Origin of the sequence: Rhodopseudomonas palustris, assembly GCF_003591005.1 — a bacterium.
Lineage (GTDB): Bacteria > Pseudomonadota > Alphaproteobacteria > Rhizobiales > Xanthobacteraceae > Rhodopseudomonas > Rhodopseudomonas palustris_K.
Genome location: NZ_QYYD01000042.1, coordinates 1 through 25,166, shown reverse-complemented (window position 1 = coordinate 25,166; position 25,166 = coordinate 1). Strand labels below are relative to the sequence as shown.

Genomic DNA, 25,166 nt, shown 5'->3' with positions numbered 1-25,166 from the left:
GAGTGACGGCGGAACAGCCGTAAGTGACTCACACGACTCGCAGTTTTGCCTTCCAACTTAAACCGGACAGCAGTGGCCTTGTGCCGGGCATCCACGCCTTGCTGAAGGAGATGCAGCAAAGGCGTGGATGGCCGGGACAAGCCCGGCCATGACGGAGTTTGTGAGCAAATTGGCGGACCGGAAAATGTGGCTGATATGTCGGCTTTAGTTTTGAGTCAGCCTCTGAGGTGCGCGCGCAGCGCGCCTCGAAGGATGCGGCCAAGGCGCTCGCGGCCCATCCTTTCGAGGCTCACTGGGCCGGCGGCCTAGTGAGCACCTCAGGATGACGGCGGTGGTTCTATCGAATGCAGAATAGCTCCAGGTCCGGGCCGCTCAGTGAATGGCGGCGTACATGATCTTCTCCTCGGTCGCGTCCAGACTGGAGAATTCTTCGACCACCTTGCCCTGCCGGCTGACCAGGATGCGATCCGACAGTGCCAGAATCTCCGGCAGATAAGACGAGATCACCACCACTGCCCTTCCCTCGTCGGCCAAGCGGTTGATCAGGTCGTGGATCTCGACAATGGCGCCGACATCGACGCCGCGGGTCGGCTCGTCGAAGATCACCACGCTGGGGTCCTGCGCGAGTGATTTGGCAATCACAACCTTCTGCTGATTGCCGCCGGACAGTTCGACCACCTTGGCCCTGGTGCTGATCGCCCGGACGTTCAACCGTTTGATCCAGCTCTCCCCGCTCGCCTGCGCCTCCGACCGCGACAGCAGGAAGCGGCCGCGCGGAAACTTGGCGAGCAGCCCGAGATAGACGTTGCGGGCGATCGACATCGTCTCGAAGAAGCCTTCGACCTTACGGTCCTCAGTGATGTAGGCGATGCCGTCCTTCACCGCGGGCGCCGGCACCCGGTAGCGCACCGGCTCGCCGCGCAGCAGGATCTCGCCGCCGTGGAAGAAGTCGCGCTTCAGCACGCCGGCGGCGATCTTGAACGTCTCGGTGCGCCCGGCGCCGACCAGCCCGAACACGCCGGTGATCTGGCCGGCAAAGATCGACAGCGAATTGTTCTTCACCATCGGCGCCAGCTTCAGGTTCTGGATGGTCAGCATCCGCTCGCCAGCGGGACGCACCGTCGCCTTGCGACCGCCGTACAGAGTGTTCGACAAATCGCGGCCGACCATCGCCTGCACGATACGGTCACGATCGAAGTTGCGAGCCTCGTCGGTGACCACGTGCTTGCTATCGCGCAGCACGGTGATGCGATCCGCCAGCAGCAGCGCTTCTTCCAGCGCATGCGAGATGAACACGATCGAGACGCCGCGCTTTTTCAGATCGCGCACCAGATCGAAGAAGTACTTCTTCTCCTCCGGCGTCAGCGTCGCGGTCGGCTCGTCGAAGATGATGACTTTGGCCTGATGCAGCACCGCGCGGGCGATCTCGACCATCTGCTTCTGCGCCGCGCCGAGCATCCCGACGGTCGCGGTCGGCGTCACGTCGAAATTCAGCGACTGCAGGAATTGCTGGGCCGCGATGTAGATGCCGCGCAGCCGGTTGTAGAATTTCTCCTGGCCGAGAAACAGATTCTGCGCCACCGTCATGGTCGGCACCAGGCTGTTCTCCTGGAACACCATGCCGATGCCGAGATGCCGCGCTTCCAGCGGCGTCTTCGGCGCGACTTCCTTGCCGTCGACCAGCATGGTGCCCGAGGTCAGCGTCACCACGCCGGCCATCGCCTTGGTCAGCGTCGACTTGCCGGCGCCGTTCTCGCCGACCAGCGCGTGGATCTCGCCGCGGCGCAGTTGGAAGTCGACGCCGTCGATCGCCGGCACGCCGGAGTACAGCTTGGTCGCCTTGCGGAATTCCAGAACGTTCTCGGTCATGCGCCGGCCCCGCCTTGGATGTCGGAGAGCTTCAATCGCAGCAGCCGGCCTGGCCCCTTGGCGAGGACGTAGAGGCTGTCTGCAACCTGAACCGCGGCAACCACACCGTGATTGGTGCCGTCGACGCGGCTGTGCAGTGAGTACTGGGGCCCGTAGTCGGCGCCGAGTCGAACGACAAGGCCATAGGAGCGTGGCGGTGCCCATGGCTTGATGACGCCCATGGTCTTCAGATGCGCACCTTGCATCGGTTCGCGGAACGAGTGTCCCGCAGTGAGCCGCGGCACGATCCAGAATTCCGGATCGATCTCGGCCATCATCCGGCGCCGATAGGTGGCCTCGCGGAGCACGAATTCGATCAGTTGCGTCCGCGCCGTGAACGCCGTCAGCCAGAACCCGCCGCCCGGCGCCGCCGTCAGCCGCGAAGGGTACACCGGCAGATGATCGAACACCGGCTTGACCTTGCCGTCGCCGCTCACCGCGACCAGGCGATGCCGCCAACTCTCGCTGACCAGCGTCGTATCGCCCGCCACTGCCGCACCGAAGGCGTAACGAAGGCCCGATGCCACGACGTCCACCTTGCGGGACGCCGCATCGATCGACAGCAGTCGTCCGCTCCGGCCGCGACTGAGCAGATCGCGGCCCCACTCCGCATAAGGCAGTTCGGTCGAGCCGTCTGTCGCCAGCAGCGCGCCGCCTCGCCCCGGCGCCAGCGCGTTGACGGCCGTCATGCCGGCGCCGGTGATCACAACCTCGCTGCTATCGCCCGGCGCAAACACGCGCACTTCACGTCCCGCCAATGCAACGGCAAGCCGGCCATCCGGCAGCACACACAACGCTGTCAGAGGCTGATCAAACTGCCGCACCGACACGAACGACTCACCGTCCAGCCGCAGCACGGCGTTGCCATCCGCGACGTAGAGCGTGGTCCCATCGGTCGCGAGATCTTCCGCGGTCGGCACGGTGGCGATGATCTCGGCGTGTTCGAGTGCCTGATTGGGCTTCAGCGCGCCATCGAATGGCGGCACCGTGATGGCGCCCTCGCCGCGGCCGAGGAAGCGATGCGCGAATTCGCGAAGCGCCGGGATCATGATTGTTTTCCCCATCGCTTGTCGTATTGGACGAAGTTCGGATCGGCGCCGGCGAGCTTGTAGCGGCCGATGCGGTTGTTGGCGATGCCGCCGAGATACAGATGGCCACGATGCTCGCGCATTGACGTAATCATCGGATGATTGGCGCCCGACAGATCCCAGAAGGATTCGAGGATCTGGCCCTGCTCGTTGAATTTGACCACGCAGCCGGTGTTGATGTTCGGGAACAGCCACTCGTCAACCGGCAGCCGCTTGCCCATGCGGCGGCGGAAGTCGGGCATCCGCCACGCAAGATCGAGCGCCGGCGAGCGCATGCCGACCAGCGCCAGCCAGTAATTGCCGTCGGAAGCGAGATTGATGTTGTCCGGATAGCCCGGCAGGTTGTCCATCACCACCTCGACGGTGCCGGACTTCGGCCCATCGAACCAATAGCGCTTGATCGAGCAGCCGAAGGTCTCGGCGAACAGGATCGACTGCCGGTCGCTGGCAATCGCAATGCCGTTCGGGAATTTCAGCCCGCGCAGCACGGTCCGCGTGGTGTTGGTGTTCGGGTCGTAGCAGATGATGCGGCCGTTGCCGCGGGCCTCGAGGCCATCGACCGGCCACTCGTCCATCTCGTAGCGCACGGTGGCTTCCGAGAAGAAGATGCGGCCGTCGTCGGCGATATCGAGATCGTCGGCAAGCCGCAGCCGGCTGTCGTCGTTGACCGACCACAGGCTGCGGTTGGTCTCGTCAGTCGCCTTCTCGACCTTGCCGTCCGGCGCGATACGATACAGCCCCATGCCGCCGATGCAGCAGTAAAGGTTATCGTTGCGGTCGAACGCCATGCCGAGCGGCTGGCCGCCGATATGCGCGAACACCTCCATACGGGTGTAGTCAGGCGCGTGGAACTTCATGATGTCGCCGTGGCGCGACCCCGCATAGAGATTGTCGTGGCGGTCGAGGATGACGTCCTCGGGCGCCTCGATCTTGCCGAGGCCGATTAGAGAGACGTCGCGCAGCTTGTCGTTCTGCTCGAACGGGCCGCCCTGGCCGATCTCGGTCGGCGGCGGCGGCGGCAGGTAGTGATAGGCCGGCGCGACATAGACCTTGCTGATGATGCGGTTGCGGTTCTTCAGCCAGCGGATGTCGATCATCGCGGCGACCAAGAGGATCGACGCCAGCACCATGCGGTTGTAGCCGCCGCGCACCGACAGCGTCGTGAGGCCATTGGTGATCAGGAGCACGATCAGCGTGCCCGCCAGCGCCTTGGCGACCGAGCCCTTGCCGCCGCCGAGCGTGATGCCGCCGAGCACGGTCGCGGTCAGCACCGTGACTTCGAGGCCGATACCGACGTCGCCGCCCACGGTGCCGAGCCTGGCGGCGAAGAACAGCGCGCCGATTGCGGTGAGCGCACCGCTGGCGACGTAGCACAGCGCGATGGTGCGGCGAACCGGAATGCCGGAATTATACGCCGAACGGCGCGAGCCGCCGATCGCGGTGATGTGCCAGCCCGGCCGCAGCCGCGTCAGGAAAATGTGGCCGAAGATCGCCACCGCGACATACAGCAGCGCGACGCTCGGGATGCCGAACACGTCGCCGCCGCCGATGAAATCCCACAACGGAAAGTCCGGCATCGACGAGGCGATCTTGACCGAATTGCCGACCAGCAAAAGATCATAGGCCGAGCGGAAGATGATCAGCGTGATCAGCGTGGTGATGAAGGCCCGCAGCCGCAGATAGCCGATTAGGATGCCGTTGATGCTGCCGAGCAGCGCACCGCACGCGATGGTGGCGACGATCACCGCCGGCACCGGCCAGTTCAACACGTTGAGGCAATACAGCGCGCAGAAATCGCACAGCGCGAACATCGAGCCGACCGACAGGTCGATGCCGCCGACGATCACGACGAGCGCAATACCGAGCACGACAAAGCCGATCTCGCCGGCCTGCCGCGCGGTGTCGCCGAGCGACGCCGGCGACAGGAAGCCGGGGATCGCGCGGCTGAGCGCGACCGCCACCACGATCAGCACGATCATCGGGATCGCGGTTTCGGTCCAGCGCTTCGACAGGATTTCGCCGAGCAGATGATCCGGCCAGTAGCGCGACTTGAATTTGACGAGAGCTTCTTGCATGGGGCCCGCTGGACTGGAAGGGTCGCCGATGGGCAGGCGCGCGCGCCCGCAGCAGCCGCTCGCGCAATGCGGGCGACGCCGGGATCGGAGACGCGTGCGCTACTTCTTCAGGTCGCTGAGATTCCAGCACGCCGTATCGGAGCCGGCGTTGTCCTTGGTGATCGGGATCAGCGTGGTGTAGATTGAGCCCTTGACGTCACCCGGCTTGGCGCCGGAGGACAGCAACCATTTAATCATCGCCGCCATGTCGGCGGCCTGGATCGGCACGTCGTAGCTGAGATCGAGATCGAACGCGCCCGACTTCACCAGTTCGCAGGCGCCCTTGCGCTCGCCGCCGCCCGAGGTGGCCAGGAACACCTTGCCGGTGAGCCCCGCCTCCTTCACCGCCGCGGCGGTGCCGATGTCCATGCCGTCCCAGAAGCCGACGATGCCGCACAGATCCGGGTTCTGCTTCAGCACCGTCTGGGTGATCGCTTTGGCCTTGGCGGCGTCCCAATCGGCCGCCTGCGACGACACCACCTTGATGTTCGGGTTCTTGGCCAGCACGTTCTCGACGCCCTTCAGCGTGTAGGCCGACGTCGCCGCGGACAGCGCGCCCTGCATGATGGCGACCTTGCCGGACTTGCCCTCGCAGGCCTTCACCACCGCCTCGGTGGCGCGCTCGCCGACCTCGATCCAGTTGGCGCCCACGAAGGCCGAGCTGCGATACACCGAGCCCATGTTGATCTGGATGATGAAGATGCCTTCCTTCTCGGCGCGCTGCAGCAGCTTGGCATAGGTCTGCACGTCGGGATTATGCACGATGATCGCTGCCGGCTTCTCGGAGATCAGCGTGGTCAGCGCCTGCGCGCCGGCGCTGGTGCTCCAGTTGGGATCGCGCACGATCACCTTCATGCCGAACGGCTCGAGCTCGCGCTTGACCCCGGCGAACCAGCCTTCGGTGAGGTCGAAATTCATCGCCACCGGAATATAGGCGACGGTCTTGCCGGCCAGCGCGGCCTTGAACGGCCCCTGGAACGGCTCGTCGAGCCCCTGCTGCGCGCGCACCGGCAGCGCCATCGCCGCCACCGCCGTCGCGGCCATCATCAGCCGCAATGCAGTGCGCTTCAGTTGAACCGACATGGTCACCTCCCTTGATCCCTGGTGCTTGCCCGGCGTTGCTCGCCGTAGCTTTTCGGATTCGTCAGATATCGCCCTGCTGGGCGGTCTCCTCGTTGCGCGGATTGACGAAGGAATCGGCGATCACCGCGATCAGCAGCACGACGCCCTTCACCAGATTCTGCCCCGAATAGGAGACGTCCATGATCGTCATGCCATTCAGCATGGTGCCGATCAGCAGCGTACCAATCACCACGTTGAGCACGCCGCCGCGGCCGCCCGACAGGCCGATGCCGCCGAGCACCACGACCAGAATGACGTCGTAGATCATCGTCGAGTTGAAGATGCGGGTCGGCATGCTGTTGACCGACGAGGCCATCACCAGCCCGGCGAAGCAGCCGATCAGCGCCGCCAGCACGTATTGCAGCACGATGATCGGACGGGTCGGAATGCCGGTGACGCGCGCGGTGTTCGGATTGTCGCCGACCGCATAGATATAGGCGCCGGGCCGCGTACTACGCAGCAGGAACGCGACAGCGAGACAGGCCAGCCCGAACACGATGATCGGCAGCGGCACCCCGAGCAACTGCCCCTGCCCCAGCCATTCGAAGCCCTGCATGCCGGGGCTCCATTGCACCACATCGAGCTTGAACAGCGCCGCCTGGCCGAAGCCGGCGAGAAACAGCCCGCTCGCCAGCGTGGTGAACAGCGCCGGCACTTCGGCATAGGCGATCAGCCAGCCATTGAACACGCCGAACGCGACCGCAAGTAACAGCGCGACTGAAAGCGCAACCGGCAGCGAACTGCCGTCCTGCACCATTTGCAGCACCAGCCCGGGCGGCACCGCTAGCACCGCGATCAGCGAAATATCGATGCCACGGCCGATCACCACGATCGCCATCGCCAGGCCGAGGATGCCGAGAACGGACACGTTCTGCAGCAGCGTCAGCATGTTCGCGGTGGTGAAGAAGCCCGGCAGAAACACGACGAATGCAGCAAACATGACGGCAAAGATGCCGAGCACGATGCCCTGCTGACCGACCCGACTGAGCGCCATCCCAAGCCTTGCGTCTTTTTAGTTAGCTGATCCTCCCCCGTCCTTTTACTAATTGCAAGCCAAATTGTCGCACTAACAGCTCGCGTGTTTGTGCACCGCATCGAGGACAGATCTTCAAGCGCGAAGGCGTGTTGCGCGATCAGGACAGCTGCGACAATCACAGGTTGGCGATACGCGATGATAAAACGAGCGACGGATCAAGAGCCGGCGTTGCACCGGCGCACGCAATCACCGCCAAGCGACAACAAATCAAGTCGCAGCGACAGTACGCAAGACTTCGCCCCGTCATTGCGAGGAGCACCCGGATCGGCGCTTCGCGCCGTCCGAGCACAGGCTCCGCGACGAAGCAATCCAGCGCAATGCACGAGGCTGGATTGCTTCGCTTCGCTCGCAATGACGGAGACGAAACTTGGAATCTCTATTCGATTGGAAGTTGAAATGAGTTGGTCATGGCCGGGCTTGTCCCGGCCATCCACGCCTTTTCTGCATTTCCCTCAGCAAGGCGTGGATGCCCGGCACAGGGCCGGGCATGACGAGGTGAGGCACATTCAAATGAGCGACGTCTCGGCGTTTGCGAGGCTGCAGCGCGCGCTAATAACTACACGGTCGGCAAAATTGAAAACCGCTCGCCTGCGTTCCGCTGAGTCAGCAGATCGGCGCCCGCCTCTTCCACCACCACCGCATCGACGCGCGCGACGGACGGGCCGCGATGACACGCGCTGATCATGTCGGCGACGACACCATCTTCACCGGCGAACGTCGCTTCGACGCTACCGTCGCGGCGGTTGCGGACCCAGCCTTCGAGGCCCTTGGCCTGCGCCGTCATCGCCACCCAGGCGCGATAGCCGACGCCCTGGACGCGGCCGCGGATCATGACGTGGCGGATCGTGGAGCTCATTCGCGTGCCAATCCAAGACATTGCGCGGCGCGCTCGCAAGCCAGCTCGGCGCGAGTGGCGCGGTCCATGAAGTCATCCATCGTACTGCCTGCCGGAGTGCTGACAAGCGCCAGCGCGCAAGGCAATAACCTCGCGTTCGCCGCCAAAAGAAAATTGTATCCGTGTCTAGTCTTCATCCGCCAGCGACGCCTGCAACGCGAGCAGCGCCTGCTTCAGCGGCGGAAGCTCATTCTTCACCGCATTCCAGATGATACGATCGTCGACGCGCTGATACTCGTGACGTAGGATATTGCCGATGCCGGCGATATCTTTCCATCGAACGTTCTTGTGCCGCGCTTTGAGTTTAGGGCCGAGGCTTCGACTGGCTTCGGAGATAATCTCGATGCCGCGCTCCAGTGCAGAGCGCAGCACCCATGATCTTTGATAATCGCGATAGCTTTTGTCGCGAATGGCGTCCTCGATCCCCTTGATGGCTTCCAGCATGCCATAAATGCGGAGCAGCGGGGGACGCACCATTAGAAAACCCGAATGGCCTCCGCTTCGACCTTCTTGCGGATCAAGGGATGCAATCCGTTTCGCGTGGTGAGCTCCACATCGACGCCCAACTCGTTCCGAAGCATCCGCTTGGCAGCGATCAGATCAAGGGCGTTGAACTTGCTCCGGGGATTGTAGTCCAAGAACAGATCGAGATCGCTGTGAGCGTTCGCTTCACTGCGGGACGTTGAACCAAACAGATAAAGTGCGGTCGCCCCGCGCTCTTTGAGAGCGCGGGTGAACGCACGCAATCGTTTCACAGCTTCGGCTCGGTGCATCGCCGAACCCTATCATAAATGCACGACAAAGGGCAAAAGTGACATCCGGACGGCGGATGCCACTCCGCCGTTAGCTAAATCACGCGAATTCCATGATCACCGCATCGACCGCCAGCGTGGCGCCGGGGGCGGCGTGGATTTTCTTGATCTGGCCGTCGCGTTCGGCGCGCAGCACGTTCTGCATCTTCATGGCCTCGACCACGGCGAGCGTTTCGCCGGCCTTGACCTCCTGGCCTTCGGTCACGGCGATCGACACCACGAGGCCCGGCATCGGGCACAGCACCTTCTTGCCGGTGTCGGCCTTGTCGCCTTCCTTCATCCAGCGCGCCGCGGTGGCCTCGCGTTCGGTGAAGACGTTGACGGCGACCTCGTAGCCCTGGTGCGCCAGCCGGAAGCCGTTCGGGATCGGCCGGACCTGCATCGCCACCGGGTGGCCGTCGAGCGTGCCTTCCCACACCGGCTCGCCGGGGATCCATGACGACAGCAGCTGATGCGACGCGCCGAGCGAGCCGTCGGCCTCAAGGAAGCGGACCACGAAGCCTTCACCCTCGCGGATGACGTCGAGCGGGATTTCCGTGCGGTCGAGCCAGACGCAGCGGCGGCGTTCGCGGATGACAGCGCGGCCGATCATCTGGCCGGAGATCTTGCGCTTGCGCTCGCCGATGACGCGGTCGATCGCGGCGCCGACCGCGGCGATGCGGCGGGCGACTTCACCCTCGGGCGCCCGCGCGCCAAAGCCTTGCGGGAATTCCTCGGCGATGAAGCCGGTCGAGAGGTTGCCCTCGCGCCAACGCGGATGCGTCATCAGCGCCGACAGGAATGGGATGTTGTGGCGGATGCCGTCGACGTAGAACGCGTCCAGCGCATGCGCCTGCGCCTGGATCGCCGCGGCGCGCGACGGGCCGTGGGTCACCAGCTTGGCGATCATCGGGTCGTAGAACATCGAGATCTCGCCACCCTCCTGCACGCCGGTGTCGTTGCGCACGGTGACGCCGTCGAAGCTGCTCTCGGCCGGCGGGCGATACTTCACCAGGCGGCCGATCGACGGCAGGAAGTTGCGGAACGGATCCTCGGCATAGACCCGGCTCTCCACCGCCCAACCGGTCAGATGCACGTCCTTCTGCTCGATCTGCAGCTGCTCGCCGGCGGCGACGCGGATCATCTGCTCGACGAGGTCGATGCCGGTGACCATCTCGGTGACCGGGTGCTCGACCTGCAGGCGGGTGTTCATCTCGAGGAAGTAGAAGCTCTTGTCCTGGCCGGCGACGAACTCGACGGTGCCGGCGGAGTCGTAGTTCACGGCTTTCGCCAGCGCCACCGCCTGCTCGCCCATCTTGCGGCGGGTGACCTCGTCGAGCAGCGGCGACGGGGCTTCCTCGATCACCTTCTGATTGCGGCGCTGGATCGAGCATTCGCGCTCGCCGAGATAAATCACGTTGCCGTGCTTATCGCCGAGCACCTGGATCTCGATGTGGCGCGGGTCGACGATGAACTTCTCGATGAAGACCCGGTCGTCGCCGAACGAGGCTTTCGCTTCCGCCTTGGCGAGGTTGAAGCCCTCGGCGACCTCAGAGGTCGAATGCGCGATGCGCATGCCCTTGCCGCCGCCGCCGGCCGAGGCCTTGATCATCACCGGATAGCCGATCTCGTCGGCGATCTTCACCGCGTGCTTGTCGTCCTCGATCACCCCGAGATAGCCCGGCACGGTCGAGACCTTTGCCTTGGCAGCGGCCTTCTTGGATTCGATCTTGTCGCCCATCGCCGCGATCGCGCCGGGGTTCGGGCCGATGAACACGATGCCGGCGTCGGCCAGCGCGCGCGGGAACGCCTCGCGCTCGGACAAAAAGCCGTAGCCGGGATGCACTGCCTCGGCGCCGGTCTTCTTACAGGCCTCGACGATCTTCTCGATCACCAGATAGCTCTCGGCCGCCGCGGCCGGGCCGATCAGCACCGCCTGATCGGCCATCTCGACGTGCAGCGCGTCGCGGTCGGCTTCGGAATAGACGGCAACCGTCTCGATACCCATGAGCCGCGCCGTCTTGATGACCCGGCAGGCGATCTCGCCACGATTGGCGATCAGAATGCGTTTGAACATGTTCTTGTTGCTTGCGACCTTGGGGGTGGTTCTGCCCTCCCGGCCGGGACGGCAATCGGCATTGCGCTGTGCTTGTAACAATTCTGTCGCCGAGGAAAACTAGTTAATGCGAAGGGGTGCGTCGCCGGCTCCCCCGTTTTCCAGCCTGAGGGATATCCATGCGTCGCATTCTCACACTCGCGGCAGGCGTCGTCCTCCTGTCGACAGCCTCCGCTTTCGCCCAGAACGGCCAGCCTCGCAACCTGATTCTGTTCATCCCTGACGGGCTGCGGGCATTGACCGTGACGCGGGAAACCGCGCCGACCATGGCAGCACTGCGCGACCAGGGGGTCAATTTCCGGAATTCGCACTCGCTGTTTCCCACCTTCACCATGGCCAACAGCTCGGCGATGGCCACCGGCCACTATCTCGGCGACACCGGCACCTTCAGCAACACGATCTACACCGGCTATCCGTCCGTCCCGGCCGGCAACACCGTGGTTCCGTTCATTGAAAACGACGACGTGCTGGGTGACATCGACAATCATTTCGACGGCAATTACCTCAACGAGGAGACGCTGCTGAAGCTGGCCCGCGACAAGGGCCTCTCGACCGCCGCACTCGGCAAGGTCGGCCCGACGCTGTTGTTCGACCACACCGACCGCGCCGACCAGCCCGGCCTGCATTCAGTGGTGTTCGACGACTCCACCGGCACGCCGAAGGGCGTCCCGCTGTCCGACGAGATCAAGGCGGCGCTGGAGAAGGCCGGGCTGCCGGCCGCAACGCCGCCGCGCGGCGACAATGCCAAGGCCGGCGATGCCAAGACGCCGGGCACGGTGGTGGCCAACATCCCGCAGCAGGCCTATTTCGCGGATGTCGCCACCAAGGTGGTGCTGCCGCTGTTCAAGGAGCGCGGCAAGCCGTTCGTGCTGGTGTTCTGGTCGCGCGATCCGGACGGCAGCCAGCACAACCACGGCGACAGCCTCAACCAGATCGTTCCGGGCATCAACGGCCCGACCTCGATGGCGGGAATCCGCAACGCCGACAACAACCTCGCCCAGCTTCGCAAGGCGCTGGATGAACTCGGGCTCGCCGCCTCGACCAACATCATCGTCTCCGCCGATCACGGCTTCTCGACGATCTCCAAGGAGAGCAAGACCAGCCCATCCGCGAAGGTGACCTATGCGGATACGCCCGAAGGCTTCCTGCCGATGGGCTTCCTCGCGCTCGATCTCGCCAAGGCGCTCGACTTGCCGCTGTCCGACCCCAACGACGGCAACAAGCCGGTCGGTGCCGAGGCCCACCCCAAATTCGGCAACGGCGTGCTCGGCAAGGATCCGACCAAGCCTGACCTCGTCGTTGCCACCAACGGCGGCTCGGACCTGATCTATCTGCCGACCAAGGACAAGAAGCTGGCGGCGCGGACCATCACGGCGCTGCTCAAGCAGGACTACGTCTCTGGCCTGTTCGTCGACGATGCGCTCGGCAGCTTCCCCGGCACGCTGCCGATGTCGGCGCTCAATCTCAAGGGCCAGGCGCGGACGCCGACGCCGGCGATCGTGGTCAACTTCCGCTCCTACGCGTCGGGCTGCGCGGAACCGACCACCTGCTCGGTGCAAGTCGCCGACACCGTGCTGCGCCAGGGCCAGGGCATGCACGGCTCGTTCAGCCGCGGCGACACCATGAATTTCATGGCGGCGATCGGCCCGAGCTTTAAGGCCGGCTTCACCGACCCCCTGCCCGTCAGCAACGCCGACGTCGGCTTCACCGCCGCGCACCTGCTCGGCCTGACGCCGACCAACAAGGGCAGCCTGGTCGGCCGGGTGATGACCGAAGCGATGCCGGACGGCGCGACACCGAAGGCCACGTCCAGCGTGCTGCGCTCCAAGCCGGCGAACGGCCTGCGCACCGTGCTGGCCTTCCAGCGCGTCGGCGACCAGCGCTACTTCGACGCCGCCGGCTTCCCCGGCCGCACGCTTGGGCTCGATGACACCGCTGCGAAAAAGAAAACGGCGGGGAAGTAATCCCCCGCCGTTTCAAGATGCGTCTGACACAGCCTTGCCCGTCATGTTGGCCGTCTTTGCGAGCGAAGCGAAGCAATCCAGTCCCGTGCACTGCGCTGGATTGCTTCGCTTCGCTCGCAATGACGAGCCCTAGTCAAAGTCCTTCGACGCGCGTCAAGGCGTGGATGGCCGGGACAAGCCCGGCCATGACGAAGCACCTACATCCCCAGATCGAAAACGTTCGGCAGTTGGATCAGCGGCAACGTGGCGACGCCGATCAGGGTGGCGACCATGCGCATCAGGGTGCGGTTGTTCGGCCGGGCGCTGCCGCGCATCTGGCGGCCGATCCATTCCAGCACTTCGGTGTTGACGCCCACCGCCTGCGTCGGCGCCCAGGACTCGATCTCGGTGTCGGGCGCCAGCGCGACGCTGCGCGACGGTACCGGCAGACCCGAGGCCGCGGCGGCGTGATGCACCACCGCCTTGGCGAACAGATCGTCGAAACGGCCGTCGTCCTTGCGCTCCGCAGCGGCGGCGTTGATCTCGAACAGCGCCTCGCATTCGGCGCGGCTGATCGGCTGGTTCTCGACCGCCGCAGCTGTGAGGATGCGCACACACCAGGCGGCATCGGCCGTGTCGAGCGTGCGCGAGAAGTGGACTCTGCCGCGCGTCGTCGGTCCCTCGCCGGTGATCACACCGTCGCGGACGATACCGAGCGCCTGTGCGGCGCCATAGCGGTCGGAAATCCGGTGGGGTTCGATGCCGATCTCGTCGGCCAGGGCAGCGGCAGTCATGTTTCTTAACTCATCATGTTGGTTGTCGACCAGCATTTCCACGCCGGCGTAAACGCTCAGTTAAGCTATCGTCGTGGCTCGCGAGTTCCGCGTCGGCGGCTGCTGAGTTATCAACAGCGTTGCAATCGGGTCGCAGTGACCGCGCGGTCACCAACGATGAGATCGCAAGCCGCTCCGGCGGCGTTGGGGCGCAGCCAAGGCTTTCTCGGGGCAATTGGTAAACACGCTGTCGCAGCGGCAACCGCAAAGGTTCAACCGCACTCGGCCTGCGCAAAGCCGCAGCGGAGACATCGTCGCGCCGTGCAGATTGGCGGCCCGGATCAGGCCTGCGGCCTGATCACTAATCCTGTCGATTTGTTCATGTCGCCGCTCAACGCGGCGACCACCAATCGGCCAGCAGCAGGCCGAGTGAACCGGACACCGCGGTGACGAACATGCCCCATGAGATGTCGACCGCGACCACCGGCCAGGTCCAATGCTTCAGCAGCGCCAGCGAGGTGAGTTCGAAGGTCGAGTAGCAGAACAATCCGAACAGAGCCCCGTACAACAACGCGGATTGCCACGTCGCCGTCGCTGATCCATTTACGAATACCAGGATGCCGACGATGTACAGCAGGTAAAAAATAACTGCCGGCGCCAGCCGGACCGGGCCGAGCATTTCGCCGACCTGTGCGTTGAAGAAGCTCTTGGCTATCGTTCCGAGGAAGAGGAAATCGAGCGGAATCAGAACCAGAAACGTCGCCACATAAAGAACCCCATACCGCTTCACGTCAGCCTCCCGCAATTAGCCGCATCATCTTCAATACGCTTCACTTCCTGTTCGGTTTCAAGCCCGCTGCCGAGCGTGCCACCGCAATATCTTCATCCAATGGATCCGCATGGCCAAAGCCGCATCCCGCCCCGCCATCGTCTGGTTTCGCGACGACCTGCGACTGTCCGATCACCCCGCGCTGTATGAAGCCGCTGCCAGTGGTGCGCCACTGATCTGCATCTACGTGCTGGACGAGCAAAGCCCGCAGCTGCGGCCACCGCAGGCACGGCAACTCGGCGGCGCATCGCGCTGGTGGCTGGCGCAGTCGCTGCGCGCGCTCGCCGCCTCGCTCCGTGGACGTGGCGGGGCGCTGATCCTGCGCCGCGGGCCGGCCGCCGAGATCGTCGCCGCATTGGCGCGCCAACTCGACGCCGCCGCGGTGCACTGGAATGAGATCGAGATCGCGCCGGACCGCGCCGTCGCCGACGACCTTGCCGAAGCGCTCAGCATCGCCGGCATCGCGCATCATCGACATCGCAGTGACCTGCTCGCGCCTCCCGCCACGATCCGCACCAAGGAAGGCCGCGGCCTACGCGTATTCACGCCGTTCTGGCGCCGCGTGCTCAGCCTCGGCGATCCGCCGAAGCCGCTGCCGGCGCCGGCGAGGCTGCGCAACGGGCCCGAGGTGCCGAGCGATGAGATTGCAGCCTGGCAACTCGAGCCGACCAAGCCGGACTGGGCGGGCGGCCTGCGCGACACCTGGACGGCCGGCGAAGACGCTGCGCGCGACAAGCTCGGCGCCGTGCTCGAAGCCATGCCCGGCTACACGTCCGGACGCGACCGCCCGGATCGCGACGCGACATCGGCGCTGTCCCCTCATCTGCGGTTCGGCGAGATCACGCCGCGGCAGGTCTGGTACGCAGCGCGGTTCGCCGCGGCGGAGCGGCCGGCGATCGCCGCCGACGTCGACAAATTCCTCAGCGAGATCGGCTGGCGCGAGTTCTGCCGGCATCTGCTGGCCGATCATCCCGACCTCGCCGCGCGCAATCTGCAGCACGCGTTCGACGATTTTCCCTGGCTCAGCGACGACGCTGCGCTGAAGGCCTGGCAGCGCGGCCGCACCGGCTATCCGATCGTCGATGCCGGGATGCGCCAGCTCTGGCACTGCGGCGTGATGCACAACCGCGTCCGCATGGTGGTGGCGTCGTTCCTGGTCAAGCATCTGCTGATCGACTGGCGGCTCGGCGAGCAATGGTTCTGGGACACGCTGGTCGACGCCGACCCCGGCAGCAATCCGGCCAATTGGCAGTGGGTCGCCGGCTGCGGCGCCGATGCGGCCCCGTATTTTCGCGTGTTCAACCCGGTGCTGCAGGGCGAAAAATTCGACCCCGCGGGCGAATACGTGCGACGCTGGGTGCCCGAACTCGCCGCGCTGCCGAACAAATTCATCCACCAGCCGTGGAGCGCGACGCCGGTCGAACTCGCCGCGGCGGGCGTCACGCTGGACGGCAACTACCCGGCGCCGATCGTCGACCACAAGGTGGCGCGCCAACGGGCGCTTGCGGCCTACGCCAAAACGCGCCAACGTTGAACAACTTCGCTTAGTATCGCTACTAACAGTCGCGAATCGGCTATCGTCGGTTCCGTCTGGACCTTCTGCAAACCTGTTTTGAAACCCTTGGGGGACGACATGGACGACGAAAAGCCGCTGATCGATCAGGTGACGGACGCTATCGGCAACGCCGCCGAAGAAGCCACGAAGGTGGTCAAGAAGGCCCGCAAGGCCGCCAGCAAGGCAGCCAAGAAGGTCGCCAAGAAAGTAACCGCCAAGAAGGCGAAGAAGGCTCCGGCCAAGAAGGCTGGCAAGAAGGCCGCCAAGACCCCCGCCAAGAAGGCGACCAAGAAGACCGCCAAGAAGACCGCCAAGAAGTCTGCAAAGAAGGCGCCAAAGAAAGCCAAGGCCGCCAAGAGCTCGGCCAAGAAGGCCAGCAAGAAGTCTGCGAAGAAGGCCGGCAAAAAAGCCAAGAAGTAAGCCCGCCGCGCCGCTTCCGGCGCTGCCGAGATCACCGTAAAAGCCTCCGGCGCTTCCACCCGGAGGCTTTTTGCTGAGTGGTGTATGGCCGAGCCGCTTATCGACTGGCCCCCCTGTAGCCTCGATGAAGCGGAGCGAAATCGAGGATGGCAGATTGAAACACTCGGCGTCGCGGGAAGCGCCGGCGCTGCCCCGGATTTCGCTTCGCTGCATCCGGGCTACGACCAGTGTATGGCCGGGTCGCTTGTCGACTGCCCCGGTAGCCTCGATGAAGCGAAGCGAAATCGAGGATGGCAGATTGAAACGCTCGGTGTCGCGCGAAGCGCCGGCGCCGCCCCGGATTTCGCTTCGCTGCGTCCGGGCTTCGACCAGTGAATGGCCGAGTCGCTTGTCGACCGCCCCCGTAGCCTCGATGAAGCGAAGCGAAATCGAGGGTCGCGATTGACAACGCGCCGGCTAACGATCCGCGATCGCTGTCCTGGATTTCGCTTTGCTGCATCCAGGCTACAGACTTCGCTGCATCCAGGCGACCAATCAGGCATCACGGACCATCGCGATAAAATTCCTGTAAGGATTGTAGTCCGCGATGTCCTGTGTGTGAAGGCGCTTGAAAGCGGGACAGGTCACCGCCGGGCAATCGGCGGGGTCAATGCCTGGTCAGCCAGCTTGCTGGCGAAGCTGGCTCCTGCGGTCGTGGCTCGCAATCCCGATCCCGGGCGGCGACGGCCGACCGCTCCCGGCCCGCTAAGAGGCCGCAAGGATGCCGGCAAATCTTTGGGGGACGCCCTGCTACGCGCGCGCCCGGTTCACCAGCAACACCGCGGCGGCGCAGATCGCCATGCCGGCGATGGCGATGGCGTCGAGGCGTTCGTCGAACAGCACGAAGGCCATCAAGGCGGTGACGGCCGGCACCAGATAGAACAGGCTCGCCACCGAGGTCGCGGCCGATCGGCGGATCAGCCAGTACAGCAGGCCGATCGAGCCGATCGACAGCACCAGCGCCAGCCAGCTCAGTGCCAGCACGAACTCCGCGGTCCAGCGCACCTCGCGGGTCTCGAACAGCAGCGCGCCGATGCCGACCAGCGCCATCGCGGCGAGGAACTGGATGATGTTGCCGGCACGCCAGTCGATGCCGCTGCAAAACCGCTTCTGATACAAGGTGCCGAGCGTGATGCTGATCAGCGAGCAGCCCGACGCCAGCCAGCCCCAGCCGGCGTCGCCGCTGATGGTGCGGTTGTGCATGATCATCACCACCCCGCCGAGCCCCAGCGCCAGGCCGAGCCATTGCTGCGGCGTGACGCGCTCGCCGAGCCAGCGATTGGCCAGCGTCGAGGTCAGCACCGGCTGCAGCCCGGGGATCAGCGCCGACAGCCCGGCCGGCACCGAATGTGCGATCGCGATCGAAGTGCCGGCGAGATACACGCCGTGCACCAGCAGCCCGGCGACCACGCTGTGGCCCATGCCGGCGAGGTTCGGCCAGCGCGGCCGGGCGATGAAGGCAATGATCGCCAGCAGCGCCACCACCAGGATCATGCGCAGCGTCAGATAGGTCAGCGGCTCGGCGCCGCTCAGCGCGTATTTAGTGCCGACGAAGCCGGTGCTCCACAGCACCACGAAGATGGCCGGCGCCGCGCGCGCGGCCCAATGATCGGTGGGGGATGTCATGCGGCCTGAGTGCCCGATCGGCCGACGCCCCGCAATGGAAAATGCGTCAGTGCGCCGCAGCGCTCAGCTCAGAAATCCTCGGGGCACGGATCGACGATCCGCCACAGGTCCATGCCGTTCTTGATCTTCTTCATCTCGTTGGTGAGGCCGCCATTGCGGCGGATCCAGTCCTTCACCGGCTGCGGGTAATAGCCCATCAGCTCGTCGGTGCCCTCTGAGCTGTTGACCTTGATGCCGAAGGTGAAGGCCTTGTCGTAATAGGCCAGATGGAAGCCGAGGCTGGCGCGCGGCGTGACGCAGATCTTGTTCAGCGGCACGATTCCGAACACCATCGTGCAGGCCGAATTGCAGATGCCGTCGATGATCACCCGCTCGCGGCGATCCCGGATGCGCTCGTATTTGGCCTTGTACTCGGTGACGTAGCCGCCGTGGTCGCGGGTGATGCGCAGATCGGCGCGAGCCGGCGACACCATCAGCACCACAGGGAGCAGCAGCAGCGGAAGCAATCTTCGCATGGACAATCGGCAATCGTGTCGAAAGGACAGGACAACGGCGACGCGGCACCGTCAAGCCCACACTCTGGCTTCACAATGTTTGCGAACCGTTAAGCATGCCATTCCGGCCAAAACGTGGGCAGAACTTGGGCCGCCCGGGCCGCGCCGGCCCCCGGGGCCGCCGAAAGCTGGGCAATTGCCCCTCGCCCCCTGTGAATCAGCCGCGAAATGCTGTAATCGCCCCTGATCCGACCGCATCGCGGCCGGAGCCTTGGCCAGGCGCTCGTAGCTCAGCTGGATAGAGCATCGGATTTCGATTCCGAGGGTCGGAGGTTCGAATCCTTCCGAGCGCGCCAATTCCGCCATCGCCGGCAGGAAGCGCGGTTACCCCGCCCGCTCGAGCTCGGCCGCGATCGCCAGCAGATCCTCGTCGCTGCCGCGGCCGCCAATCAGCGACAGGCCGAGCGGACAGCCGTCGAGCGTCGCCAGCGGCAATGACAATTGCGGCAGGCCGGCATGGCCTGCGGGACAAAGTAGCTCGATCGAGCGGGCGCGGAAGGCTTCGAGCGCATCACCGGACGAATTGCGCAGCGGCGCGATGCCGGGCGCGGTCGGCGCGATCAGCACGGCGTCCTCGATCAGTTCCAGCATCTTGGCGGTGATGCGCTCGCGCAGGGCCTCGGCCTTAGCGACCTCGGCGGGATCGAGCACGGCTGCAGCGGCGAAGCGCTCCTTGATGCCCGGGCCGAACGAAGGCTTCACCTCGGTGACCCAAGCGCCATGCGCCGCCCAGGCATCGCGCGACTGCAGCACGCGAAACGCATTGCGCCACGCCGCGCGGTCGTCGCCGACGACATCGACCGGGGTCGGCGTTCCGAGCAGCGCAGTCAGCCGTGCCAGGCCCGGCTGCAACGCTTCGGCGACGCGCGGCTCGATCGCGGCGAACAGATCCTGCGCGATCAGCACACGCGACGGCCGCCGCGGCGTGCGAATGTTGTCGAGCAGCACGTTGCCGATGGTCGCCATCAGTTCGGCGCTGCGTGCAAACCAGCCGACGGTGTCGTAGCTCGGCGCCAGCGGCACGGCGCCGTCGAGCGGAATGCGGCCATGCGTGGTGCGGATGCCGTAGATGCCGCAATAGCTCGCCGGCAATCGCACCGAGCCGCCGGTGTCCGAGCCGAGCGCGAAGTCGACCAGCTTGCCGGCGGTCGCCGCCGCCGAGCCGCTCGACGAGCCGCCCGGAATACGGCCCGGCGCGGCCGGATTGATCGGCGTGCCGTAATGCGCGTTCTCGCCGTTGAGGCTCCACGCCATCTCGTCGGTGTGGGTCTTGCCGACCATCTTGCCGCCGGCCTCGAGCAGACGATCGACCACCGGCGCCGAGTGCTCGTGGACCGGATGCGTCGCCAGCCATTCCGGACTGCCAGCGCCGGTCGGCACGCCGGCAACGTCGAAGAAATCCTTCACCGCGAAAGTGAGCCCGGCCAAAGGCCCCTGCTGCTGCGTCTGGCGTTCGATCAATCCATGCGCACAGAATGCATTCAGCGTGTCGTCGACCGGCATGTCGTCTCCGTCAGTGTCTTCATCTCGTCGCGGCGAAAGTCAGTTCGGCTTGTGCAACATCGCGGCGGGTTTGTCGAATGTCCGCACGCCGCGCTTGAGGCCGAACAGCGGCTGCGCGATCTCGCACACCGCTTGCGCCTTGGTGGCGCAATCCAGCACGACGAGATCGGCAGGGTTGCCGATCGCGATGCCGTAGTCCTTCAGATTCAGCAGTCGCGCCGAAGCCGACGTCACCATGTCGAGACAACCGGACAGCTCGGCGGTGGCGCCGACCTGCGCCACGTTGGCATAGAGGTTGATCATGCGGATCAGGGAGCAGTCGCCGAACGGCGTGAAGGGATTGAGCACGTTGTTGGTCGAGATGTTGGCGTTGACGCCGCGTGCGCGCAGCCGATGCGCCGGCGTGACGCCGCGCGGCACGTTATGGTCGCTGTCGCGGCCGGTGAGAAACAGATCTGTCGCCGGCAGTGCGGTAACGGCGACGCCCGCGGACGCAAGACGGTCCGCCGCGGCCTCGAACGCGGCGCTCGGCATCGCCGACAGCTTGGTGACATGGCCGATCGCGACGCGGCCGCCCCACCTCATCGCATCCGCCATACGGCAGACTTCGTCGAGATCGAGATGCGCCGGGTCGAGGCCGAAATCGAGATGGAAGTCGATGTCGACGTCGAACTCCTTGGCCATCGCGAAGATGCGGCCGATCTGGCCGTGCGAATCCTTGTCCATGTAGGGCGCGCCGCCGACCACGTCGGCGCCTTCGCGCAGCGCCTGCAGCATCACCTCGTCGCAGCCCGGATCGTCGAGCAGGCCCTCCTGCGGAAACACGCAGAGCTGCAGATCGACCGCCCAGGCGTAGTCCGCCTTGAGGCGCTTCAGCGCGCGGAAGCTGGTGAGGCCGACACGCGGATCGACCTCGACATGGGTGCGGATGCGGTTGGTGCCGTGCTTGATCGCCTTTTCCAGCGTCTGCGACGCGCGCTGGTACACGTCCTCCTCCGTGAACGCCTTCTTGGCCTTGACGACCTCGGCGATCGCCTCGTCGAGCGTGCCCATCTCGCAATTGCAGCGGCCGAGCAGACAGGATTTGTCGAGATGGATATGCGTCTCGACGAAGCCTGGCACCACCAGCCGCCCGCCGCAATCCTGCTCCGGCGCGCCGTCGTTCGGCAGCCCCGCCTCGATCGCCGCAAAGCGCCCGGCTTGAATGCCGATATCGGCGCGACCCTCGAGATCAACGATGGCGGCGTTGCGGAGAATGAGATCGAAGGTCACGACGAAACTCCTGATGCAGTGGGAAGCGGCCGCGCCGGTGCGGCGTCGACATGGCCGAGATACGCGGCCTCGACTTCGGGATCGCTGGCGAGCGCGGCGGCGCTATCGTCGCGGACGATCCTGCCGCTGTCGATCACGTAGCCGCGGTCGGCGACCGCGAGCGCCAGCACCGCGATCTGATCGACCAGCAGAATGGTGGTGCCCTCGTCGCGCAAATCGGCCAGCACGTCGTAGAGTTCGTTGATCATCGCCGGCGCGAGGCCCAGCGACGGCTCGTCGAGCAGCAGGATGCGCGGTTTGGCCATCATCCCGCGCGCGATCGCCAGCATCTGCTGCTCGCCGCCGGACAACAGCCCTGCCCGGCCATGCAGCCGCTCGCGCAGCCGCGGGAAGCGCTTCAGCACAGCTTCGATCTCGGCCGCGTAGTCCACATCGCGCCGCGTATTGGCACCGAGTTCGAGGTTGTCGTAGACGCTGAGTTCGGGAAACACCTGCCGCCCTTCCGGCACCAGCGCAAGACCGCGCGCGGCGATGCGATGCGCGGCGATCTTGTCGATGCGCTGATCGTTAAGAATGACGTCGCCATCGACCGGGCGCAGCAGGCCGGCGAGCGCGCGCATCATCGTCGACTTGCCGGCGCCGTTGGCGCCGATCACCGCGACCATTTCGCCAGGCCGGACTTCGAGATTGAGCTCCGACAACACCGGCGCGGCGCCATAGCCGGCAACGAGATTGATCGCGGTCAACACGGAATCGCGCGAGCCGTCCCACGGCGCGTCGCGACCGCGCGCGCGCATCTCGGCGCCGCCGAGATAGGCCGCCAGCACTTTCGGATCGCGGCGGATCACGTCCGGGGTGCCGGCTGCGATCGGCGTGCCGGCGTCGAGCACCACGATGTGATCGGAAATGCCCATCACCAGCCGCATGTCGTGCTCGACCAGGATGACGGCGATGCCGAGATCGGCAATCCGCCGCAGCAGGCCGCTGAGCGCGTCCTTGTCGGACGCCATCAGCCCGGCGGCCGGCTCGTCGAGCAGCAGCACGCGCGGCCGCATCGCCAGCGAGCGGGCGATCTCGACGAGGCGACGGTCGACATGCGGCAGGTCTCCGGCGATCGCAGCCAGCGGCCCGCGATAACCGACGAAGGCGATCAACGCTTCGGCGGCAGCCTCATCGGCAGCGCTCGCAGCCCCCCGCAGCATCGAGCCCAGCTTGCCTCCGCGCATCGCGATCAGCACATTGTCGACGACGCTCATGGTGTCGAACAGTTTGGTGGTCTGATAGGTGCGGCCGATCCCGGCACGCGCCACGCGGCAGGCCGGCGCGCCGGCGAGGTCCTCGCTGCCGAGCCGGATGCTGCCGCTGTCCGGCTTGTAGAAACCGCCGATCATGTTGAGCACGGTGGTCTTGCCCGCGCCGTTTGGGCCGATCACGCTGGTGACCTTTCCGGGCTGCGCCGCGAACGAGACGTTCGACGCGGCCTTGATGCCGCCGAAGCTGATGCCGATATCCGCCACCTCGAGCGCATCGCTGAGCCCCGCATTCGCCAAGTAAGCACCGACATCGCCGGGCGTCGCCGGCCGCGGATCGGCGCGCCGGACCAGTCGCGCCAGCGTGCCGAGCACGCCCTCCGGAGCCAGCCACAACACCACCAGCAGCAGCGCGCCGAAGAACAGCAGCCGATATTCGGCGAGTTGAGATAGCAATTCGGGCAACACCACGGTGATGGCCGCGCCGACCGCCGGACCGAACACCCAACCCGCGCCGCCGACGATGCAGGCGAACAGAAATAGGATCGACTGCGAGAACGGAAACGAGTCCGGCGCCACGAAAGCGAGCAGCGACGCGAAGATGCCGCCGGCGAGCCCGGTGAACACCGCCGACAGCATGAAGGCCGCGGCTTTGACGGTGACCGGATTGAGGCCGATCGAGCGCGCCGCGACTTCGGCGTCGCGCACAGCGACCATCGCCCTGCCCCACGCCGAGCCGGCGAGCCGATGGAAGAAGTACGTCGCGGCGCCGGCCAGCGCGATCGCCAGCAATGCCATCTCGCGTTCGGTGAAGACGTGACCGCCGATCACCGGCGGCGGCAGCCCCATGAGCCCGTTGGAGCCGCCGGTGACGCCGCGCCATTCGATGCTGAGATGCTGCACGATGAAGGCGAACGCGATGGTGATCATCGCCAGATACGGCCCGGTGACGCGCAGCGCCGGCAGCGACAGCAACAGGCCGATGGCGCCGGCGATCAGGCCGGCCAGCGGCAGCGCCAGCCAGAAGCTGATGCCCTGCAGCGTCAGGATCGCCACCGTGTAGGCGCCGATCGCGTAGAAGCCGACATGGCCGAGCGAGATCTGCCCGGTGAGGCCGACCAGGATGTTGAGACCGACGCCGACCACGCAGGTCAGCGCCACCATGGCCAGCACGAACGGCGCGTAGCCCTCAGCCTTTGCGGCGTAGAGCGCCGCGACCAGCGTCAGCAGCAGGATCGCGGCTGGCGTGGCGTAGGAGCGCCAAAATGATCGCGGCTGCATGGTCAGACCTTGTTGATCGCGGCGCGGCCAAACAGGCCGTTCGGCATCAGCGCCAGCGCCAGGATGACGACCGAGAACACCACGATCTGGGTGTAGACCGAGCCGAGGAACGAAGTGACCAGCGCCTCGATCAGTCCATAGACCAGCCCGGCGATCACTACGCCCCAGGCGGAGCCCATGCCGCCGAGGATCGCGACCGCGAATGCCTTGATGCCGAACAGCGTGCCCATCTCCGAACTGACGCTGAACAGCGGCGCGATCAGGATGCCGGCGAGACCGGCGAGCGCAGTCGAGGCCATGAAGGACACGGCGATGGTGCGGTTGACGTTGATGCCCATCAGCCGCGCCGCATCCGGATTCTGCACCACCGCGAGCAGCGTCTTGCCGCGCCGAGTGTGGCGTAGCAATAGATGCAGCGCCAGCGCGCAGCCGATGCCGACCAGCGGGATGATGAGTTGTAGCGGATAGACGCCGGCACCGAAGATACGGATCGGTTGGCTCGCCAGCACCGACGGAAAGCCGCGCGGCTCTTTGCTGAAGGTGAACAGCACGATGTTGTCGAGCACGATGCCGGCCGCAACCGTCGCCATCAGCCAGGCGTTCGAGCCCCGCGCCACGAACGGCCGCACCAGCAGGCGCTCGATCACCAGCCCGACCAGCGCGCAACAGGCCAGCGCCGTCAGCACCGCAATCGGCATCGGCCAGCCGTAGCGAATGCCGAACGTGTAGCCGAGCACGGCGCCCAGCATCATCGCCGAGCCCTGCGCAAAGTTGACGGTGCTCGACACCACATAGGTGATGTGAAAGCCGAGCGCGATCAGCCCATACATGCTGCCGAGGCCGATACCCGAGATGATGGCGGAAGCGAGCATGGGGACCCGTGGAGTTGTCGCTACTACAAACTATCGTTCGTCATTCCGGGGCGCGCCACCGGGTCCGGCCTTTGCCCGGCCCGATGACAGGCTCCGCGCGAGCCCGGAATCCATATGTGGACGGCCCCCAAGCCACAAGGGATTTTGAGTCTGATCGGATCGCTTGCATCCATATGTGC

General features: G+C 65.5%; 21 protein-coding genes and 1 tRNA gene. 5 read left to right on the top strand and 17 right to left on the bottom strand.

All coding sequences use genetic code 11. From position 1 onward, the window contains the following. Window positions 1–372: 372 nt before the first annotated feature. The 9 genes from D4Q52_RS24770 to D4Q52_RS24730 all read right to left on the bottom strand — a co-directional run bounded on the left by D4Q52_RS24770 (window position 373) and on the right by D4Q52_RS24730 (window position 11,031). On the bottom strand, window positions 373–1,869 hold the full coding sequence (locus D4Q52_RS24770; RefSeq protein ID WP_119859249.1) for a sugar ABC transporter ATP-binding protein: 1,497 nt from the start codon (window positions 1,867–1,869) through the stop codon (window positions 373–375). Next, window positions 1,866–2,957 carry a hypothetical protein gene (locus D4Q52_RS24765; protein ID WP_119859248.1) on the bottom strand — a complete coding sequence of 364 codons (1,092 nt, stop codon included), beginning with the start codon at window positions 2,955–2,957 and terminating at the stop codon, window positions 1,866–1,868. The genes D4Q52_RS24770 and D4Q52_RS24765 overlap by 4 nt, the downstream gene beginning before the upstream one ends. Beyond that, the gene (locus D4Q52_RS24760) at window positions 2,954–5,071 is read right to left on the bottom strand and encodes an ABC transporter permease (RefSeq protein WP_119859247.1); all 2,118 of its coding nucleotides are present in this window, start codon (window positions 5,069–5,071) and stop codon (window positions 2,954–2,956) included. The genes D4Q52_RS24765 and D4Q52_RS24760 overlap by 4 nt, the downstream gene beginning before the upstream one ends. Window positions 5,072–5,170: 99 nt before the next feature. After that, window positions 5,171–6,193: a sugar ABC transporter substrate-binding protein gene (locus tag D4Q52_RS24755; RefSeq protein WP_119859246.1), complete on the bottom strand. Its 1,023-nt coding sequence runs from the start codon at window positions 6,191–6,193 to the stop codon at window positions 5,171–5,173. A 61-nt stretch (window positions 6,194–6,254) separates the two neighbouring features. Beyond that, on the bottom strand, window positions 6,255–7,226 hold the full coding sequence (locus tag D4Q52_RS24750; protein ID WP_119859245.1) for an ABC transporter permease: 972 nt from the start codon (window positions 7,224–7,226) through the stop codon (window positions 6,255–6,257). A 598-nt stretch (window positions 7,227–7,824) separates the two neighbouring features. Beyond that, a complete protein-coding gene (locus D4Q52_RS24745; RefSeq protein ID WP_119859244.1) occupies window positions 7,825–8,124 on the bottom strand; it encodes an acylphosphatase in 300 nt (99 codons plus the stop codon). Between the two features lie 165 nt (window positions 8,125–8,289). Next, entirely contained in the window at window positions 8,290–8,607 is a 318-nt protein-coding gene (locus D4Q52_RS24740) for a HepT-like ribonuclease domain-containing protein (RefSeq protein WP_234831321.1), read from the bottom strand. A 32-nt stretch (window positions 8,608–8,639) separates the two neighbouring features. Continuing rightward, window positions 8,640–8,936: a nucleotidyltransferase family protein gene (locus D4Q52_RS24735; protein ID WP_119859242.1), complete on the bottom strand. Its 297-nt coding sequence runs from the start codon at window positions 8,934–8,936 to the stop codon at window positions 8,640–8,642. A 79-nt stretch (window positions 8,937–9,015) separates the two neighbouring features. After that, on the bottom strand, window positions 9,016–11,031 hold the full coding sequence (locus D4Q52_RS24730) for an acetyl-CoA carboxylase biotin carboxylase subunit (RefSeq protein ID WP_119859241.1): 2,016 nt from the start codon (window positions 11,029–11,031) through the stop codon (window positions 9,016–9,018). Window positions 11,032–11,189: 158 nt separating this feature from the next. Here D4Q52_RS24730 and D4Q52_RS24725 point away from each other — a divergent pair, with 158 nt between their 5' ends. Further along, window positions 11,190–13,034 (top strand): alkaline phosphatase family protein, encoded by a 1,845-nt coding sequence (locus D4Q52_RS24725; protein WP_119859240.1) that lies wholly within the window; start codon window positions 11,190–11,192, stop codon window positions 13,032–13,034. A gap of 197 nt (window positions 13,035–13,231) precedes the next feature. Here D4Q52_RS24725 and D4Q52_RS24720 read toward each other — a convergent pair whose 3' ends face one another. Then, complete coding sequence (locus D4Q52_RS24720) at window positions 13,232–13,807, bottom strand: hypothetical protein (protein ID WP_119859239.1); 576 nt, start codon at window positions 13,805–13,807, stop codon at window positions 13,232–13,234. A 370-nt stretch (window positions 13,808–14,177) separates the two neighbouring features. Then, on the bottom strand, window positions 14,178–14,576 hold the full coding sequence (locus D4Q52_RS24715) for a DUF2177 family protein (RefSeq protein ID WP_119859238.1): 399 nt from the start codon (window positions 14,574–14,576) through the stop codon (window positions 14,178–14,180). A gap of 109 nt (window positions 14,577–14,685) precedes the next feature. Between D4Q52_RS24715 and D4Q52_RS24710 the strand changes: the two genes are divergently transcribed. From D4Q52_RS24710 to D4Q52_RS26320, 3 genes are all read left to right on the top strand, one after another. Then, window positions 14,686–16,149, top strand: coding sequence for a cryptochrome/photolyase family protein (locus D4Q52_RS24710; RefSeq protein ID WP_119859237.1), 1,464 nt, complete (start codon window positions 14,686–14,688; stop codon window positions 16,147–16,149). Between the two features lie 99 nt (window positions 16,150–16,248). Further along, the gene (locus tag D4Q52_RS24705; RefSeq protein WP_119859236.1) at window positions 16,249–16,590 is read left to right on the top strand and encodes a hypothetical protein; all 342 of its coding nucleotides are present in this window, start codon (window positions 16,249–16,251) and stop codon (window positions 16,588–16,590) included. A gap of 84 nt (window positions 16,591–16,674) precedes the next feature. Then, window positions 16,675–16,965 (top strand): hypothetical protein, encoded by a 291-nt coding sequence (locus D4Q52_RS26320; RefSeq protein ID WP_147407851.1) that lies wholly within the window; start codon window positions 16,675–16,677, stop codon window positions 16,963–16,965. A gap of 414 nt (window positions 16,966–17,379) precedes the next feature. Here the strand turns inward: D4Q52_RS26320 and D4Q52_RS24700 are convergent, their stop codons facing one another. Together D4Q52_RS24700 and D4Q52_RS24695 are read right to left on the bottom strand one after the other, a co-directional pair. After that, on the bottom strand, window positions 17,380–18,255 hold the full coding sequence (locus tag D4Q52_RS24700) for a DMT family transporter (protein ID WP_119859235.1): 876 nt from the start codon (window positions 18,253–18,255) through the stop codon (window positions 17,380–17,382). A 68-nt stretch (window positions 18,256–18,323) separates the two neighbouring features. Continuing rightward, window positions 18,324–18,770 (bottom strand): hypothetical protein, encoded by a 447-nt coding sequence (locus D4Q52_RS24695; RefSeq protein ID WP_119859234.1) that lies wholly within the window; start codon window positions 18,768–18,770, stop codon window positions 18,324–18,326. Between the two features lie 258 nt (window positions 18,771–19,028). Here D4Q52_RS24695 and D4Q52_RS24690 point away from each other — a divergent pair. Beyond that, a tRNA-Arg gene (locus tag D4Q52_RS24690) sits at window positions 19,029–19,105 on the top strand. A 28-nt stretch (window positions 19,106–19,133) separates the two neighbouring features. On the opposite strand, the gene D4Q52_RS24685 is transcribed toward D4Q52_RS24690, so the two are convergent. From D4Q52_RS24685 to D4Q52_RS24670, 4 genes are read right to left on the bottom strand one after another with little or no spacing between them, the layout of a single operon-like run. Beyond that, a complete protein-coding gene (locus D4Q52_RS24685; RefSeq protein WP_119859233.1) occupies window positions 19,134–20,312 on the bottom strand; it encodes an amidase in 1,179 nt (392 codons plus the stop codon). Between the two features lie 39 nt (window positions 20,313–20,351). Beyond that, the gene (locus D4Q52_RS24680) at window positions 20,352–21,584 is read right to left on the bottom strand and encodes an amidohydrolase family protein (RefSeq protein WP_119859232.1); all 1,233 of its coding nucleotides are present in this window, start codon (window positions 21,582–21,584) and stop codon (window positions 20,352–20,354) included. Beyond that, a complete protein-coding gene (locus D4Q52_RS24675; RefSeq protein WP_119859231.1) occupies window positions 21,581–24,115 on the bottom strand; it encodes a branched-chain amino acid ABC transporter ATP-binding protein/permease in 2,535 nt (844 codons plus the stop codon). The genes D4Q52_RS24680 and D4Q52_RS24675 overlap by 4 nt, the downstream gene beginning before the upstream one ends. Before the next feature lie 2 nt (window positions 24,116–24,117). Further along, the gene (locus tag D4Q52_RS24670) at window positions 24,118–24,987 is read right to left on the bottom strand and encodes a branched-chain amino acid ABC transporter permease (RefSeq protein WP_119859230.1); all 870 of its coding nucleotides are present in this window, start codon (window positions 24,985–24,987) and stop codon (window positions 24,118–24,120) included. Window positions 24,988–25,166 lie beyond the last annotated feature (179 nt).

Coding starts and splice junctions, on each gene's coding strand:
- D4Q52_RS24765 (WP_119859248.1), bottom strand. CDS start 2,957: ATGATCCCGGCGCTTCGCGAATTCGCGCATCGCTTCCTCGGCCGCGGC.
- D4Q52_RS24755 (WP_119859246.1), bottom strand. CDS start 6,193: ATGTCGGTTCAACTGAAGCGCACTGCATTGCGGCTGATGATGGCCGCG.
- D4Q52_RS24735 (WP_119859242.1), bottom strand. CDS start 8,936: ATGCACCGAGCCGAAGCTGTGAAACGATTGCGTGCGTTCACCCGCGCT.
- D4Q52_RS24760 (WP_119859247.1), bottom strand. CDS start 5,071: ATGCAAGAAGCTCTCGTCAAATTCAAGTCGCGCTACTGGCCGGATCAT.
- D4Q52_RS26320 (WP_147407851.1), top strand. CDS start 16,675: ATGGCCGAGCCGCTTATCGACTGGCCCCCCTGTAGCCTCGATGAAGCG.
- D4Q52_RS24720 (WP_119859239.1), bottom strand. CDS start 13,807: ATGACTGCCGCTGCCCTGGCCGACGAGATCGGCATCGAACCCCACCGG.
- D4Q52_RS24685 (WP_119859233.1), bottom strand. CDS start 20,312: ATGCCGGTCGACGACACGCTGAATGCATTCTGTGCGCATGGATTGATC.
- D4Q52_RS24730 (WP_119859241.1), bottom strand. CDS start 11,031: ATGTTCAAACGCATTCTGATCGCCAATCGTGGCGAGATCGCCTGCCGG.
- D4Q52_RS24770 (WP_119859249.1), bottom strand. CDS start 1,869: ATGACCGAGAACGTTCTGGAATTCCGCAAGGCGACCAAGCTGTACTCC.
- D4Q52_RS24695 (WP_119859234.1), bottom strand. CDS start 18,770: ATGCGAAGATTGCTTCCGCTGCTGCTGCTCCCTGTGGTGCTGATGGTG.
- D4Q52_RS24675 (WP_119859231.1), bottom strand. CDS start 24,115: ATGCAGCCGCGATCATTTTGGCGCTCCTACGCCACGCCAGCCGCGATC.
- D4Q52_RS24670 (WP_119859230.1), bottom strand. CDS start 24,987: ATGCTCGCTTCCGCCATCATCTCGGGTATCGGCCTCGGCAGCATGTAT.
- D4Q52_RS24710 (WP_119859237.1), top strand. CDS start 14,686: ATGGCCAAAGCCGCATCCCGCCCCGCCATCGTCTGGTTTCGCGACGAC.
- D4Q52_RS24745 (WP_119859244.1), bottom strand. CDS start 8,124: ATGAGCTCCACGATCCGCCACGTCATGATCCGCGGCCGCGTCCAGGGC.
- D4Q52_RS24700 (WP_119859235.1), bottom strand. CDS start 18,255: ATGACATCCCCCACCGATCATTGGGCCGCGCGCGCGGCGCCGGCCATC.
- D4Q52_RS24705 (WP_119859236.1), top strand. CDS start 16,249: ATGGACGACGAAAAGCCGCTGATCGATCAGGTGACGGACGCTATCGGC.
- D4Q52_RS24725 (WP_119859240.1), top strand. CDS start 11,190: ATGCGTCGCATTCTCACACTCGCGGCAGGCGTCGTCCTCCTGTCGACA.
- D4Q52_RS24740 (WP_234831321.1), bottom strand. CDS start 8,607: ATGCTGGAAGCCATCAAGGGGATCGAGGACGCCATTCGCGACAAAAGC.
- D4Q52_RS24750 (WP_119859245.1), bottom strand. CDS start 7,226: ATGGCGCTCAGTCGGGTCGGTCAGCAGGGCATCGTGCTCGGCATCTTT.